We start from the raw sequence: 16,311 nt of genomic DNA on the forward strand, positions 1-16,311 counted from the left end.
ATCCTCTGATCCTTGAGGCTTGCAGCTGATCACTTGTCTGTCTTTATTGATAGCAGATAATTATGAATGATGTCATCGATCGACTCGCAGACGAGGCTTTTCAATCTGGAGCCACTGACCTTTTCCTCTGTGAAGACACGGTGCCAAGGGTTCGCGTAGACAGCGGAATCCGCATTCCGGAGGAGTCCCCTTTGAGCAGGGAAAACCTTGAAGAGTTTTGGCTCAGCTGCCATGCCGATCCTGAAACCACTCAGGAAAAAGACATCAGCCACGTCACACCTGCTGGACACCGCCTGCGTGTGAATCTTTACAAATCGCTTGGACAGCTCGCGGCAGTCCTGCGTCCTATTAAAGACAGCATCCCAAGTCTTGCCGAATTAGGCGCCCCTAGTGAGGTGCTCACCCAGTGGGTATCACGACCTGCTGGCTTGGTACTTATCACGGGTCCTACGGGATCAGGAAAATCTACGACTTTGGCATCATCGCTGCAGTGGGTGAACGACAACCAAGCTCGCCACATTGTCACCATTGAGGATCCTATCGAGTATCTCTTTGAAAATAATCAGAGCTACTTTTCACAGCGGGAACTGCATGCCGACACCCCATCATTCTCCTCTGCCCTGCGCGCATCGCTACGACAAAGCCCGGACATCATTCTGGTAGGCGAAATTCGCGACGAGGAAACGGCCAAAATCTGCCTGCAAGCAGCTGAGACAGGCCATCTGGTATTGGCAACCCTCCATAGTTCCGGCGTGGCGGACAGCTTGGAACGTCTCACCAATTTGTTCCAATCCGGAGAACGCGACGGGCTCTTGAAGTTGCTATCCCAACACCTTATCGGGGTCCTATCCCAATTACTCCTCCCCAGGCACGACGGTGGACTTCTCCTCGCCGTTGAGCACCTACAAAATGAGGCAGCCACACGCAGTTGGATCAAGGAAAGCAATCTCGCAGAAATTTCCGATCACATCAACCGTGGCGACAACCCAGTGAACTGCTCCTTTGTTCGTTTTCTCGTGGCAGCCACCCAACAAGGCTATCTGGATCACAGCGTTGCACGGCAGGCCGCTCCCAATGCGCAGGACTTCGACCGCATGATGAGCGGTATTTCCTAACTTTCACCTATTCCCATCATGAGCGAACTCAAAAAAGTCACTGACTACCTACGCGTTACCGTCGAAATGGGCGGTTCAGATCTCCACCTATCCAGTGGTGCCCCACCTGCCGCCCGCATCGACGGCGTTCTAAAGCCTCTGGAGGAATTCTGTCTCAACGATGAGGTTTGCAAGTCTCTGATCATGGACACTTTAACTGAGGCCCAGCGAACTGAATTGGAAAAAAATTGGGAACTCGATTACGCCATCCAAGTTGACGAAATTGGAAGATTCCGTGGCAACGTGCATTACACCCGAGGCCACATTGAAGCTTCATTCCGTCACATCCCCACGGACATTCCTGATCTCGCATCGCTTGGACACTATCCGATTATCGAGCAAATCTGCCAACTCCGCAGAGGTCTCATCTTGGTGACCGGCATCACCGGCTCAGGGAAATCCACCACCATGGCATCGATGATCCAGCGCATCTCGAACACGCGTTCCGGAGTGATCATCACGGTTGAGGATCCCATCGAATTTGTTTACGAGCACCGCTCTTGCCTAGTCAAGCAACGCGAGGTGGGAACGGACACTAAGAATTTCCCAGGGGCCCTTCGCCAGGCACTGCGACAAGATCCTGACGTTATTGTCGTTTCCGAATTACGAGACTTAGAAACCATCAGGATTGCACTGACAGCGGCGGAGACGGGACACTTGGTCATCGCGACGCTGCACACCGTCGATGCACCTCAGAGTGTGGACCGCCTGGTGGACGTGTTCCCTCCGGACCAGCAACAGCAGATCATCGCCCAGCTGGCAAACGTCTGCGAGGCCATTATCTCCCAACGACTCATCGCACGCCACGATGGTCAGGGCCGGGCTTTGGCCACAGAGGTCATGCGTATGAACCACGGTTTACGCACCTGTATCCGTGAGCGCAAGATCGAGCAAGTCGTAGGATTGATGGAAATTGGCCACAACGAGGGTATGCATACCATTGACGAGTCCCTCGACCACCTGCTAAAGACTGGGCAGATTACTGCACAAGAAGCGTTGTTCAATTGTCGCGACAGAAAACGATTCCAGCCACAAAAATCATAACTAGCCCATTACCACAACATGTCAGACACCCAATTACCTGTCTCAGAATACGTCAAACAAGGCATATTCATCATTGCCATCATCGCTATCGCCATCTTTGGAATCAAGACCTGTCGCAAGTTCCAGAAAAAGAAGCAAATCGTCATCGAACTCACATCACACGCCAGTGAATCCGCTGCATACGAACAATTCTACCAGGACAATGCGAACCAGAACCTTCTCAAAGCGCTCTATCAGATGCAGCTCGGGGTGGAACTTGGCATGACGCCCAGCGAAATCCTCGACAAGGTCATGCAAAAGGACGAAGGCGAACTCTTCTCCACGGAAAACACCGAGAAGCTTCCTGTCCGCCAAGAACTCATCCGCGAAGCTCTGCTCAGCAATTACGATAACTGCCTGAAACTTGGCCTGTTCGACGATCAGTTGAATCTGAATGCGATGGAAAATGGAGAAATCCCCAGCGTCACCAAAGGCCCTGCCGAAGGTGAGGAAATCGTGATCCAGCAAATTCTGCCAGCCTCCGTTCTCCCAGGCGCGGACAAACTTCTTCCCAATCTGAGCATCAGTCCTCCATTGGTAGACGGTCAAAAGAAACCCGCCAAACCCACCGATTTCGAAGTAGCCCGGGCCAAACGCTTGGCCCAACAACTCGCTAACGCGGACCTGATTGAAAACGAAGTCTACGCCAAAGTTCTCGAATACTACGAGAAGTTGGCCAAAGGTGAACTCGAGGCGGCCGAAAAACCTGAGGAGGACAAAAAAACAGAAGAGCCGAAAAAACCTTAATTGGGTAACTCATTGGGGGGAGCTGACTAGGCGCCGGCTTAGCCTCATCCCTCCATTTTTTTCAACCAGCCGTCAAAGAAGAGTTCGGTATCATCGGCCTGGTTCTCGTGCATCCGGCCACCGAACGGATCAATATCTGCATCCGCTGGTCTGAGCATGAGTCTGACTTTTTTCTCGATCTTCTTACCCCCACGCATGATGTGCAGGGTGATGACATCTTCGGGGTGCTTGGATTGAATATAGGCGCTGAAAACTTCAACTGCCCCTGCCTGAACCTGAGCTTTGGGCATTTTGTTGAAATCAACCTCATCCACGCCAATCACCACATCGCCCGCGGTGAGGCCCGCTTTCTGGGCGGGTGTGTTAGGGACTACCTGAGTAATTCTCACCCCGATAATGCCCGCGTCTCCCGGTTTTCCGGGAATGGTGACATCCTCCATCCTCACTCCGACAAATCCTTTACCTCTTCCGAATTTTCGCTGAATCACAGCACCCTTCATCAGTGAGAAGCAACGAGTTTTCACTTCAGGATCGGCGATATTTTTCCAAGTCTTGTAGAGCTGTTCAGGGGATGCGTTGAGGTTTTCCATCGACCACTTTTTCAGCTCACTGAAACCGAGTTCTCGTGTTGTAAATTCATCCGATGCCATTTTCTCCAGCGCAGCCTTCGGCACCTCAGCGGAAACCAGCGTCGAAGAAGCTACCATCCACACGGCACAAAAACCTGCGATCAATCGCCCGATGCGATTCGGAACTTCCAGCACTCTAGTCATAAGCGAAATGCTACCGCGATTCGGCAGGATTGCAACACCCGCATGATCAGGAATCTTATCCTGCAAACTCCAACGACAAATCCAGAGCCACTGCGGAATGGGTTAGCGCTCCGACCGATATAAAATCGACTCCGGTTTGAGCTATCCCCTGCACGGTAGTCAGGTTCACCCCACCGCTGGCTTCCAGTCTAGGGCCGGATTTACCACGCATCTCGACAGCACGGATCATTTGATCGTTATCCATGTTATCGAGTAAAATGTAGTCAACGCCCTCCATGCGCAGAAAGTCCTCCACTTGGGTGAGATTATCCGCTTCAAGCTCAACCTCCACATTCGGCCGGTCTTTTTTAAGCTGATGGATCGCCTCTTGCATGGCTTCGATTTTGTTTTGCGCGACGATGTGATTATCCTTCACCATCGCCCGATCATAGAGCCCCATGCGGTGGTTGGTGCCACCGCCAGCTACCACGGCTCTTTTTTCCAGCTGGCGCCATCCTGGTGTGGTCTTACGCGTGTCCAAGATCTGAGCCTTGGTGCCTTCGGTTAGGGCCACATATTTGCTGGTATTGGTGGCGATGCCCGAGAGCCGCTGAAGGAAATTCAATGCTGTCCTTTCGGCGGTCAATATTGAGCGAGATCCACCTTCGATTTCCAAAACGTGGTCACCATACTTCAATGAGTCACCGTCATTTTTTACGGCTTTGATTTTGATCTCACCGTCTACCCGGCGAAAAACCTCAAGGGCGACATCCACTCCAGCTAATACGCCGTCAGCTTTGGCATAAATATAAGCACTGGAGGTCTGGTCGGCAGGAACGAAATAGAGTGATGTCACATCACCATCGCGGATATCCTCCTGCAGTGCCAGATCGATTAGTTTGTTAGTTTCCTCTGAGAACTTTTCCATGCGCAAATCATCGGACACCCTGCCTGAAATGACAATCCCTCATTCTACTGGCTCACTTTCAGACGCATGAATTGCTGATTGCCGGGAACTATAGGCGCTATACTGCGATAGGTCACCGTGCGCGTGCCGTCGCCGTTCGCTACGTCAGAGACGCGTATCACATCCATGCCCTCCGTTGCATCTGTCCAATTACTCAGACTATCGGAAACCTGGGGAATCACTTCAGCGCTGTTAGTATCGCGAATAGTGCTTGTTAGAGTCAGGTAATCACCGTCGATGCCATTGACATTCAAAGTTTGCACGGATCCATGATGGACGAAATCCTCACCTGCCAAGTCGCGCCCCAAAGCATATGTCAGAAGCTCGCTCCAGCCATCGTGATCATTATCTGATAGAGGATCGGTTTCACCTCGGTCTGCTAGCCAGCCTGTAAATCCAGACACTGCGCCGGCAGGACTTCCCTCTTCATCTGAACTGAGCATCCAGTTCGAAGGTTCATCATGATCCGGCCTGATCGTGGGATTGATTAAAACGAGCGCCCGGCCACTGGCGACTGGCCATGGTGCCACATCGTCGTAGGTGAAGTCGTGAATCGTAGCTCCGGCGGCGTCATCCAGCTTGATCGTCTCGCCTGCGTTATTCAGCGATGTTCCTCCGGAAAATTCACCAGCAATCCGTGCCGTGACAGAATTTCCGAAAACCGAGGTGAACGCCGATTGATTTTTAACCACGAGCACCACTTCCCCCGGAGCGAGAGAAGTCACCGATGAACTGGTGAAATCAAAGTCTACCCCATTGACGAATTTGACTCCGGCAAGACTCACCGTTTCAGTGAAAGATATATTCATGATTTCGATGTACTCCGCATCCGGATTCATCTGAGGGGCGTAGTTCATCTGCGATATGACCAGAAATTCTTGGGCTGGTGACGGGTCGCCTTCATAACTGTAGGATTGCACCACGTTGGCAGATGCATCAGTCAGAACAATTGTTTCACCCAAACTTGATAGGTGGCCCTGATACGGACCGGAGACCAAGCGTCGCTCCAACGCTTTCGGTGATGTCGAACGTGAAGCAAATTTTTTCAGATCAGGTGACACGAAAATTTCTCCGTTTCGAGGAATCACCGTTCCTGCTGGGAAAGTAAATGTCACCGCACTACTCAAACTCCAGCCACTGATATCAATCTCAGTATTCTCACTATTGGAAATACGGATATATTCCTCGTCCTGATCACCGCTTGCTGGATTGAAATCCACCTGATCAATTAGGATGACCGGATTCGATGGCTGGGCGGCAGGAATCACGGTTGCCATTCCGGGAATGGATGTCGTGTAGATATTGTAGAGCTCGTTCCGTCGCTCTGGGATTTCCGTGTTACGAAGTGAGTTGCGATTACCGCTGTTAGGTCCGGGCAGTCCGGCCATGGAATCAAATACCTCATCCACCTTGGCCTCAAACCATCCACCGCTGGGAGTTGGCTTGAGGTAGTCGTCCATCAGCGTGCGTAACCGCCTGAGCATCAGCCGCTGCATTGTGACATCTTCAAAGGCTACATCGTAGAGTCGGTTCCACTGATGGTTACCATCATCCGAGGGGAATGCCTCGATACCAAAAAACGGATGATCGGCCCGCTCTTCACCATGGCCTCCGGCTATGTCCCAAGTGTAGTCAAGGTCCCAAGGGAAAATCCGCCAGCGCTCATCACCGTGGGTGTCCTGATAGACGTAGAAGTTTTTCCGCACATCATCCGCCTGTTGTTGCAGAGCCCTGATTGCCATGTAGTTGGTAAACTCCTGCACATCCATGTTGTCGTAAAAACGGTTCACTCTAACGGTGGAGCTGCCAAGTTTCAGGTCGTCGACCAAATCCTGAAGCGATGAAAAGTCATTGAGGTCCCCGGTTTTCTTCTCCACCCCAGTGGAAGTATCGTCAAAAACCGGGTTCAAATTGCTCCGCTGCACGAGCTTGTAGAGATCTCCCGGAGTGTTATCGTGCCCGTTGCGGATCAGGTAATCCTCGTCGACCTGCTCAATCAGAATCCCTACCCGATCCTGACTTCCGTTCAAACGCATCTGTACCGGGTAGGCAATGCTCCCTGGATTCCCAGCAGCTTGATGAAAATTAAACCCCATAGGCTGCCTAACATACGAGCTATCGGCACCGTTGGAGTTCATGTTCACTTCCCCCACGGCGGGCATCTGATCATTGGCGTAAAATGGATGGCCTTTGTTGAAGTCAAACTTCTGTGAGTTGGTATTGGTGTATCCGCCTCGTTGTCTCACATAGATGTTATCGTAGAATTTCCCCAGATAGAAAACCGAAGCGCGAGAACCTGTCCGGTTCCGCGCATTGCTAGCGTCTTGAGTGAACCAGTGCATCACAGGGATCCCCTGCTCCACGGACGGCTGAGCAATCATGGTTCCGTAGTATTGAGGCGATTGGCTGTTCCCCGTGGTGTCAGTGATAAGTGGCAGCGTTGACTCAAGAGAGTCACTGTCGGTCGCGAGAATTTTCCAACGCACCATCTGCCCCGGCCCAGCTACAGACGCCGGAATCACTGCAGAAAAAATTCCGTCGCCAGCAGAGACATCACCGCCCGTGCCATTGTCATTCATCGCCATCGTGATCTCGCCTGCGTAGTTTACCCGGTATTTGAGCGAGACGGAGGCAACCGCCGCTCCTCTGGGCTGAACCAAGGCGGTGATTAACAGACTCTCATTATCCTGTGGCAGATCCGGAGTGTGCTGGACATCTGACACGATAGGCCCTGGATTGAGTACCCCACTTTGGTTAGAAAATCCGGGTGTCGGATCAGTTAGAAAAGTGAAAGATTCGCTTGAGGACACCACAGTAGCCATCAAGCGAGGGATCAACAGCAGATCGCTGCTGGAACTACTCGAGTTCACAAGTCGGATTGCCAACACATTTTCCCCAGTCCGTAATGCCGACTGATAACTACTGAGATCAAAGTCGACAAAATCGTTGGATTCACTCGGTGACGTACCGCCGGAAATATTCGCCGATGCCACCGATGTGCCATTGATATAGGCCTGAAAGCCATCGTCATACCTCAAGCTCAACAGCAGTCCGCTCAACTCTGTGGGATCGGTGACTTGAAAAGAAAAACGTATCCATGTTTCTGTGGTACCGCTGGGAACCTGCGTCTGGATCACACTATCATAGTCGCTGCCATTATCGTAGCCAATACCCGCCGAGCCCCCGTTCCACGTGTTGTCATTAAAATCATGTTCGGTCCAGTTTTTCCCCGTGCCGTCGTTGGACGGAGTGTTCAGCACATATTTCAGCGCTGCATTTTCAGCGACTAATACTGTTGTCCCGTTGGTTCCGTAACTGACATCCGTGTATTGAGCAGGGAAAGGATTGAACTCGGTGGTCTTGGTCGAACCATTTGGCATCACCAAGGCCAGGTATTCTCCCTCGGCGCTGAGTTTGAAATTGGTGTGTAGTTCATTACCTGGCACCGTTCGGTCTTTGTCGGAGGCAAAAACCACCAGATATCCACCAGCTGGAATGGTGACATTGGGAAAAGTCCACTTGTCCAGATTTCCTGCATTGTCGGTCAGGTGCCAGCCGCTCATGTTGACCGCAACAGCATCCGGGTTGTGAATTTCAATCCAGTCGGAAAACTCTCCGTCCTCATCCGCAAGCTCACTGTCGTTGGATGCGAGAAACTCAGAAATCACGGGAGCTGCCGTCAATGGAGGTACACACACCCACATCATTAAAAGCAGTGATTTTAAGAATGATCGCATAGGTAAATCGGTAGTGTACGGACTTCGAGCAATGGATTCCATCCAGCATGGAAAAATGAATCTCCTTTTCAAGGCGCAAGCTACTCGATCTCTGGCTTAGCGTCCACCACTCACTCGATTGTCGAAAAAAAGCCATCGAAGTCCTCTACAGCCGTCTTGGATGAAAATACCGTTGTTAATTGGCAAAATTCTGGCAGAAACCTGCCCGCGATGCTGGCAATTCAAAATCTTCATATCGAATTCGGAGCTAGGGTCATCTTTAAAGACCTCTCCTTCACCGTTCATCCCAAGGAGCGCATCGCTTTTGCCGGCCACAATGGAGCAGGTAAATCAACCCTGATGAAGTGCATCGCGGGCATCCTCAAGCCCAACGGTGGCAAGCTTTCCAAGCCTAAACACTGTGACATCGGCTACTTGCCTCAGGAAGGAATCCATATCCACGGCATCACGCTCTGGGACGAGGTGGAGTCTGCTTTTGCCGAGGCCAAGGCGATGCAAAAAGACATCGATGAGATGTCGGAAAAACTCCATCATCTCGATCCCCGCTCCGCCCCCTTCTCCGATCTCCTCAACCAGATCGGCGAGCTCGAACTGAAACTTCATGATGCCGACCCAGGCCTGATCAAACCCCGCATGGAGTCCGTGCTCACTGGTCTCGGCTTCAAACGCTCGGATTTCACCCGCGACTGCGGCGAATTTTCAGGTGGCTGGCAAATGCGGATCGCACTGGCAAAACTCCTTTTGGCGCAGCCGGACGTTCTACTTTTAGACGAACCGACCAACCACCTCGACATTGATTCCCAGAAATGGATGGAAAGTTACTTGGTCAATTACCCCGGTGCCATCCTGATCATTTCCCACGATCTGGCCCTGCTCGACATGCTGACCACCCGCACCATGGCCTTCCACCACGGCCGCGCTGAGGAATACGCCGGCAACTACTCGTTCTACGTCAAGGAATCGGTGCTGCGTAAAGAAATTCAGCTCAAGCTCTACAAATCTCAGCAACGCGAGATCAAGCAGACCAAGGATTTCATCAATCGCTTCCGCGCCACCGCCTCCAAGGCCAAGCAGGTTCAGAGCCGGATCAAACAGCTGGAAAAAATCGAGGTCATCGAGCTGGAGGAAGACGATGCCGTGATGAGCTTCAAGTTCCCCAATCCACCAGCTTCCGGCCAGAGCGTGGCAGTGCTGGAAAAAGCCTGTAAGTCCTACGGTAAGATCAACATTTTCCAGGACTTCGATTTTGAAGTCACCCGCGGTGAGCGACTCGCCATCGTCGGACCTAACGGCGCAGGAAAATCCACATTCTGCCGACTGATCACCGGTCAGGAAGAACCCGACTCCGGCACACACACCTTCGGGCACAAAGCCGCCGTCTCCTTTTTCTCCCAGAACCACGCCGACGAACTCGACCCGGACATCACCGTGCTCGAGTGTGCCGAAAGTGCCGCATCACGTGAGAACGCACCACTTGCGCGGAACTTGTTAGGTTGTTTCCTGTTCCGTGGCGATGATGTCTTTAAAAAAATCGGTGTCCTCTCCGGAGGTGAGAGATCGCGTGTGGCCTTAGTCTGCATGCTACTCCGCCCCGCCAACTTCCTGATTCTCGACGAACCGACCAACCACCTCGACATCCAGTCGCAGGAGGTCTTGCAGAATGCGCTCAAGGATTATCCGGGGTCCTACATGATCGTTTCCCACAACCGCTCATTCCTCGATCCCATCGTCACCAAAACCCTCGAGTTCCGCCAGGGCCATGCCCCACGCACCTTCGCAGGTAACATCACTTACTACCTCGAAAAAATCGAGGAGGAGAAAAACGCCGCCAAGGGAGTCGCAGCCGCCGCTCCAGCACCTAACAAAACTTCAACTCCGGGCGTCAACCGCAAGGAGCAGCGCAGGATCGAGGCCGAGCAGCGGAAGAAACGCAATGATGTGCTCCCGCCGCTTAAACGAGAACTCGAAGAACTGGAAAAAAACATCGCCGAGTACGAAGCAGGCCAAGCGACGCTCACCACGCATATGTCTGACCCGGAAACGGCCGGAGACTCTGACAAAATGCAGCAAGCATCGGCCGCCTACCAAGTCCTCGCCGACAAACTCGAAAAAGCCTTCTCCCAGTGGGGTGAGGTCAGTGACAAAATTGAAAAGCTGGAAGCCGAATTAAGCCTGTAAGTGTCCCGTCTTATTTGCTCTAATGAGCAGATCGTATCAACGACTTGCTCATGCTATTACGTTCTAGAATTTTCATCGTCAGTCTCGCCCTCTTTGTTCCCCAGCTGCACGCAGCGGATCAAGTTGAGTTATTTCCCGCCAAATCCGGGGATTGGAAACAAGCCGGTCCGGGCAAATTTGCTGTCACCGACGGTGTAGCCACTGCCGAGGGAGGCATGGGCCTCTGGTGGTATTCAGGCAAGTCATTCAAAAACGCCACCATCAATCTGGAGTTTTCTCTGCCAGATACGAAATGGAACTCCGGCGTCTTCGTCCGTTTTCCAGATCCCAAAAACGATCCATGGATAGCCGTCAAACAGGGCTACGAGTGCCAGATCAGTGGCGACAAAGCTGAAAAACTGAGCACTGGTGCCATTTACGACATCCAAGCAGCCAGCCATATTCCTCTGAAAAAACCGGGCGAATGGAATCAATACCAGATCACCACGGTGGGAAATAAAATCGCCATTCGTCTCAATGGCGAGTTGGTGAACATCTTCACCACCCAACCTGGCCGAGGCGACCAGCAAGGCTACTTCGGTCTGCAAAACCATGATCCAAAATCCAAAGTATCATTCCGCAAAGTGACCGTGCAGGAATGGGATGATGATGCAAATCTGGACGATGTTCTGAGGCAAGTTGGGGTCACCCGCGCGGAGTGGTTGAACTACAGAAACATGCCGAAGAAAAAAGCCACATGGTATGAGAAGATGGACACCGGTCCGGCTTGGGCGAATTCATTTGGTGATTATTACCAAGGCGTCCCACGTGTCGGCGCTCTCAAAGGCCTTCGCCTGGAGCTCTCAAAAACCGACAGCATTCACGGTCTGTTTGACACCGAGACTTTGCGGTTCGCCTCAGCGTATCAAGGGGGAGTTCACTGGGCAGGCACGCCATGGACCGGCCGTCATGGCTCACTCGTAAGTATGGCCAATGAGACGAGCTCGATTTTCCAAACCTCAACCAAACCTGGCTGGGCCGATCAAAACGGATCCTTTGAAGATACTCGGAAGTTCCCCGGCCATGGTAACCTTGCTCCGGACCACGCCCGCTTCAACGGCCATTATCGCCAGGGGAATCAAACGATTCTCGATTACTCAGTTCGCGGATCGAGGGTTCTTGAAATGCCCAGTGGTGAGGTCGCCGGAACCACACCCCTAGCCTTCAGGCAATTCGATTTGGCTCCATGTGATCACGACCGCATTATGTTAGTGGCCGATAACGCAGGCGCCAAGGCCACCGTTTCAGAAGACAAACAGTCGGCCACCATCGTCAGCACCGGTGCGGATCAAAGCGATGGAACTCCACGCCCTCAAGTGGGCAAAGTCAGTGTCGTCATGGATCGCTCGGACGATGGCTGGGAAATGTTATCGATGGGAAAACCATCCAGCAAAGACTTGATCGACCGTAAAACGAACAAGCAGGCATACTTCAGGGTGCTCTCAGATTTTAATCAAGCCCATGCTAAATCTGGTAGTGAGGAAGACGTCGCAGTTCGCCTCAACGATGGCCTAACATCTCGGAACTCAGACGATGTCGGTCGCAGTTTCTTCTTCGCGGATAAAAAACAAGCCGGTCGACTGGAACTAGGTCTCGGCTCGCTGAAAGACATCAGCCGAATCCATCTTTTCTCTGAGCATAAAAGCAACCGCTCCCCCCAGAAGGTCGCGATTTACGGCAGCAGCAATGACAACGCAGACCCGAAGCTCGCCACCGATAAACTCGAAGCCGGCGGATGGCAGAAAGTCGCCACCTACGATACCCGTGAACTCGGCAACGGCGGCAAACACGGAGTCGCCATCTTGGCCCCTGAAGGCAAACCGATCGGTTCCTTTCACAAGCTTCTGTTCATCTGCCAGCCTGGTCAGAAAAACAGCTTCAGCCATACCTTCTTCTCCGAGATCGATGTATACGGAGAGCAAGCCCCTGCTCTCAAACCTCTTGCTCGTGTCCACCAAAACAACTCTTCCTACTGCGTCGCCGTCCGTGGCACCGGGGTGCAATTAAAGGATGCTGGCAATGGTACTCTAACTTTACACATCCCAGCTAACAAGAAAGCCACCCGGTTTGCGCTCGGATACGCGTCATCAGGACAGTCGACACTCGCAGCCACTCTGAAAACCCTGCAGTCCGCCACTCCCGCTCCCCGAGAACTGGAATCGCTCACCCACGGTGGGCCCGCGCTTTACGCCCAGCCAGTTTCGGCCAAGGCATCGCTTGGCTCTGAGGATGACATCTGGTCGGTCGACCGGATCGGACTTCCCTCAGATAATCCATGGCACTCCAACATGCGCGTAGGAGGCTTTGACTTTTTCTCCGATGGTGACTCCGCGGCTGTCTGCACCTGGAACGGTGATGTCTGGATTGTCAAAGGTCTGAAGGGCGAATGGAAACAGGTTCAGTGGCGCCGCTATGCCACCGGTTTGTTTGAAACCCTCGGTCTGAAAATTGTCGACGACAAGGTCTACGTGCACGGTCGTGATCAGATCACCCGCTTGCATGATCAGAACAATGATGGCGAGGCGGACTGGTATGAATGTTTTAACAACGACGTCCTCATCACCAAGAATTTCCACGAGTTTGCCTTCTCACTGCAGACCGATAAGGAGGGTAACTTCTACATCGTAAAAGGTGCCCCCGTGCTCGCTGGAGGTCGCGGATTTGACAAGATCCTACCGCACAACGGCACCGTCATGAAAATTTCCAAATATGGCAAAAACCTCGAAGTCCTTGCCACCGGACTGCGGGCCCCAGGCGGCCTTGGAGTCGGACCTAACGGGGAAATCACCACCGGTGAAAACGAGGGAACTTGGCAGCCTTGCTGCAAGCTGAACTACTTCACAGGCAAGGATAAATTCCTCGGCGTCGAGGACGCCGCCCACCATCTCAAGGGACAGGAAATGCATCTTCCGCTCTGCTATTTCCCCATGCGCATCGATAACTCTGGCGGCGGTCAGGTCTGGGTCCCAGAAAATTCTAACTGGGGCCTCCACCCCGGCGAACTCATCCACCTTTCCTACGGCCAAAGCTCTCTCTATCGAGTGCTGAAGCAGGAGGTGGATAGCACGATGCAGGGCGGAGTCGTCCGCATTCCGGTCAAACTCCACTCATCCGCCATGCGCGCCAGATTTCACCCTGACGGGTCGCTTTACACGCTAGGCTTCCGTGGATGGCAGACGAACGCCGCTACGCCAGAAGCATTTCAACGCATTCGCTACAATGGTAAAACCGTCACCATCCCTGATCAATTGAAGGCCACTGAGAAAGGCGTCTACATCCGCTTCGAAAAAGAACTCGATGCCAAGAGTGTGGCTGACCGGTTCAATTTCAAAGTGGAGCGCTGGAAATACATCCGCTCAAGACAATACGGCTCAGGTGAATTCTCGATCGATAATCCGGATCTCAAGGCCGAGGAACAGGCACTGATTCAAGAGAGTGCCAAGTATCGGAAACATGACAGTGTCGAAGTCGCTCGTAGCGTCCTGTTAGCCGATAAGAAAACGCTCTTCCTGCACATCCCCAGCATGAAGCCTGCGCAGCAAATGAGCATCCGTTACAAACTCAAGTTCGCCGATCAAACTCCGGCCGATGGCGAGATCATTAACACCGTTCATAAGATGGCAGCCCATCAGGACGCCACGGTGCTGGCCGACAAGAAAAACACCACTGCACAATTAGAAAACCTTCGTCACGGACTGATCCAGAGCATCACCATCAAGGATCAGACCGATCATCGTGTCAGTCGTCTCCCCGCGCAATACGTCAGCCCGGGTGATGCCATCTCTGACATGTTAGGCAATGGTGCCTTCACCTCCCAATGGTCCGGTTTCCTGAAACTGGATGAGCGGATGTCACCCAAGTTCAGTCTGGAAGGACGAGGTAGCGCCGTTTTGAAAATTGATGGCAAAGAGATCATCAAAGTCAGCGGCGACGCCGAGGCGTTCAGCAAAACCCTTTCAGAAAGCATCCAGCTGGATCCGGGCACTCACCGTTTTGAACTGCACTACACCAGCGTCAATGACACCGGCCAGATCCGCGTGCTTTGGCAAACTGAGAGCATCCCCCAACAGAGTATACCGGCCACCTATTTCTACCATCAGCCAGACCAGAAACTAACCGATGCGCTTAAGCTCAGAAATGGTCGCGACACCTTGCTCCAGCAGAACTGCACCCAGTGCCATGTCACCGACAGCAAAACATCCCTCCCAGAGCATCACGAAAAAGGCCCAGCAATGAAAGGCATCGGCAACCGCGTGAACCAATCATGGCTAGCCCAGTGGCTGAGCCAAACGCATACCATGAAACCCGGCACCACCATGCCTGAGTTCGTCGATGGACGCAGTCCGGAAGGCCGCCAAGACGCTGCCGACATGGCAGCTTACCTCGCGCTCTTTACCACTGGGGATAAGGCAGAAAATGTCGAAGTCGATCTGAAGAAATCGAAACTCGGTGGAGCCCACTTCCACTCATTAGGCTGCGTCGCGTGCCACACGCTGCCAGACCAAACCTCGAAAGCCGATAACCAGCGCACACCGCTGAATAATATCAGCTCCAAGTATAACCCTGGTGCCCTGGTCGCCTACCTCACTAAACCTGACCGTCATTATGCCGCCAGCAAGATGCCCGATTTCAAGCTCAGCCAAAATGAAGCCCACGAACTGGCTGCTTATTTACTGCAGGCGTCGAAAGGAAAAAACACACCACCGGTTGAAATGCCAAAAGGTGATGCCGGTCGTGGTAAAAAACTGGTGGTCTCACACAACTGCGCCGCCTGCCACGACGACCTCGATCGTGGCACGAAAAAGCTGCCGGATTTCAACACCATCGTGCAGTCTAACTGGGCCAAGAAAGGTTGCCTGACTTTGCAGAAAAACAAAAAAGGCCCTGACTTCAACTTGAGCGGTGAACAGATCGATCAGTTAGAAAATTTCCTAGCCCATAGCAAAGAAAACGCTTCAGAGAAACTGGCACACACATCCACCCACGATTACGTCGACCGCCAGTTCAAGTCACTCAACTGCATGGCTTGCCATGAGCGAGATGGAGAACCGTCCCTACTTGCGAGTTTACACTCCCAGAGCCAGTCGCTGACCGAAGGAATCAAGGGGGGCGATCACCACAAGGTCGATCAATCTCGCCCGCAACTCACCTACATCGGGGAAATGCTGCACACGGATTATTTACAACAGGTGTTAGACGGCAGCGTCAAAGAACGTCCACGCCCATGGCTGGCGATGAGAATGCCGGCGTTCCATTCGCGCGCGAAATTGTTAGCCGATGGACTGTGCAAGCAGCACGGCATGGCGCCTAGCAAGCCAGACTTTACCGAGATCGATCAAGACAAGGCGGCTGTCGGCAAAAAACTCATCGGCTCCAGCGGCGGATTTGCCTGCACCATTTGCCACGCTGTCGGCGAGACCAAAGCGCTCGCCGCATTCGAAGTGGAAGGTATCAATTTCGACCGCGTCGCCCGTCGCTTGCGCCCCGGCTATTACCATCGCTGGATGGAGAACCCACTTAGCATCACGCCCACCACCAAGATGCCGCGCTACACCACGGATAACGTGTCGCCGCTGGCCGATTACGATAAAGACGCCCGGAAGCAATTCGAGGCGATCCTCGAATACTTCCGGAGTCTGGAAAAGCAGCAGTAA

At 52.8% G+C, this 16,311-nt stretch carries 8 protein-coding genes; 5 read left to right on the plus strand and 3 right to left on the minus strand.

Going from position 1 to position 16,311, the window contains the following annotated elements:
- The first annotated feature begins 62 nt into the window (after nucleotides 1-62).
- The 3 genes from ACSPJT_RS04350 to ACSPJT_RS04360 are packed head-to-tail and all read left to right on the plus strand — an operon-like array spanning nucleotide 63 to nucleotide 2,984.
- Nucleotides 63-1,115, plus strand: a complete 1,053-nt coding sequence (locus ACSPJT_RS04350; RefSeq protein WP_435895147.1) for a type IV pilus twitching motility protein PilT — start codon at nucleotides 63-65, stop codon at nucleotides 1,113-1,115.
- Between the two features lie 18 nt (nucleotides 1,116-1,133).
- Nucleotides 1,134-2,198 (plus strand): type IV pilus twitching motility protein PilT, encoded by a 1,065-nt coding sequence (locus ACSPJT_RS04355; protein WP_435895148.1) that lies wholly within the window; start codon nucleotides 1,134-1,136, stop codon nucleotides 2,196-2,198.
- An 18-nt stretch (nucleotides 2,199-2,216) separates the two neighbouring features.
- A complete protein-coding gene (locus ACSPJT_RS04360; RefSeq protein ID WP_435895149.1) occupies nucleotides 2,217-2,984 on the plus strand; it encodes a hypothetical protein in 768 nt (255 codons plus the stop codon).
- 44 nt (nucleotides 2,985-3,028) lie between these two features.
- On the opposite strand, the gene ACSPJT_RS04365 is transcribed toward ACSPJT_RS04360, so the two are convergent.
- From ACSPJT_RS04365 to ACSPJT_RS04375, 3 genes are read right to left on the minus strand one after another with little or no spacing between them, the layout of a single operon-like run.
- Nucleotides 3,029-3,757: a PDZ domain-containing protein gene (locus ACSPJT_RS04365; protein ID WP_435895150.1), complete on the minus strand. Its 729-nt coding sequence runs from the start codon at nucleotides 3,755-3,757 to the stop codon at nucleotides 3,029-3,031.
- Nucleotides 3,758-3,812: 55 nt separating this feature from the next.
- Entirely contained in the window at nucleotides 3,813-4,664 is an 852-nt protein-coding gene (gene nadC / locus ACSPJT_RS04370) for a carboxylating nicotinate-nucleotide diphosphorylase (protein WP_435895151.1), read from the minus strand.
- Nucleotides 4,665-4,708: 44 nt separating this feature from the next.
- Nucleotides 4,709-8,371 carry a lamin tail domain-containing protein gene (locus tag ACSPJT_RS04375; protein ID WP_435895152.1) on the minus strand — a complete coding sequence of 1,221 codons (3,663 nt, stop codon included), beginning with the start codon at nucleotides 8,369-8,371 and terminating at the stop codon, nucleotides 4,709-4,711.
- Nucleotides 8,372-8,650: 279 nt separating this feature from the next.
- Between ACSPJT_RS04375 and ACSPJT_RS04380 the strand changes: the two genes are divergently transcribed.
- Together ACSPJT_RS04380 and ACSPJT_RS04385 are read left to right on the plus strand one after the other, a co-directional pair.
- On the plus strand, nucleotides 8,651-10,618 hold the full coding sequence (locus tag ACSPJT_RS04380) for an ABC-F family ATP-binding cassette domain-containing protein (protein ID WP_435895153.1): 1,968 nt from the start codon (nucleotides 8,651-8,653) through the stop codon (nucleotides 10,616-10,618).
- Between the two features lie 50 nt (nucleotides 10,619-10,668).
- Nucleotides 10,669-16,311: a family 16 glycoside hydrolase gene (locus tag ACSPJT_RS04385; RefSeq protein ID WP_435895154.1), complete on the plus strand. Its 5,643-nt coding sequence runs from the start codon at nucleotides 10,669-10,671 to the stop codon at nucleotides 16,309-16,311.

The sequence above is a fragment of the Oceaniferula spumae genome, from assembly GCF_042849255.1.
In the GTDB taxonomy this organism is placed as follows: Bacteria; Verrucomicrobiota; Verrucomicrobiia; order Verrucomicrobiales; family Akkermansiaceae; genus Oceaniferula; species Oceaniferula spumae.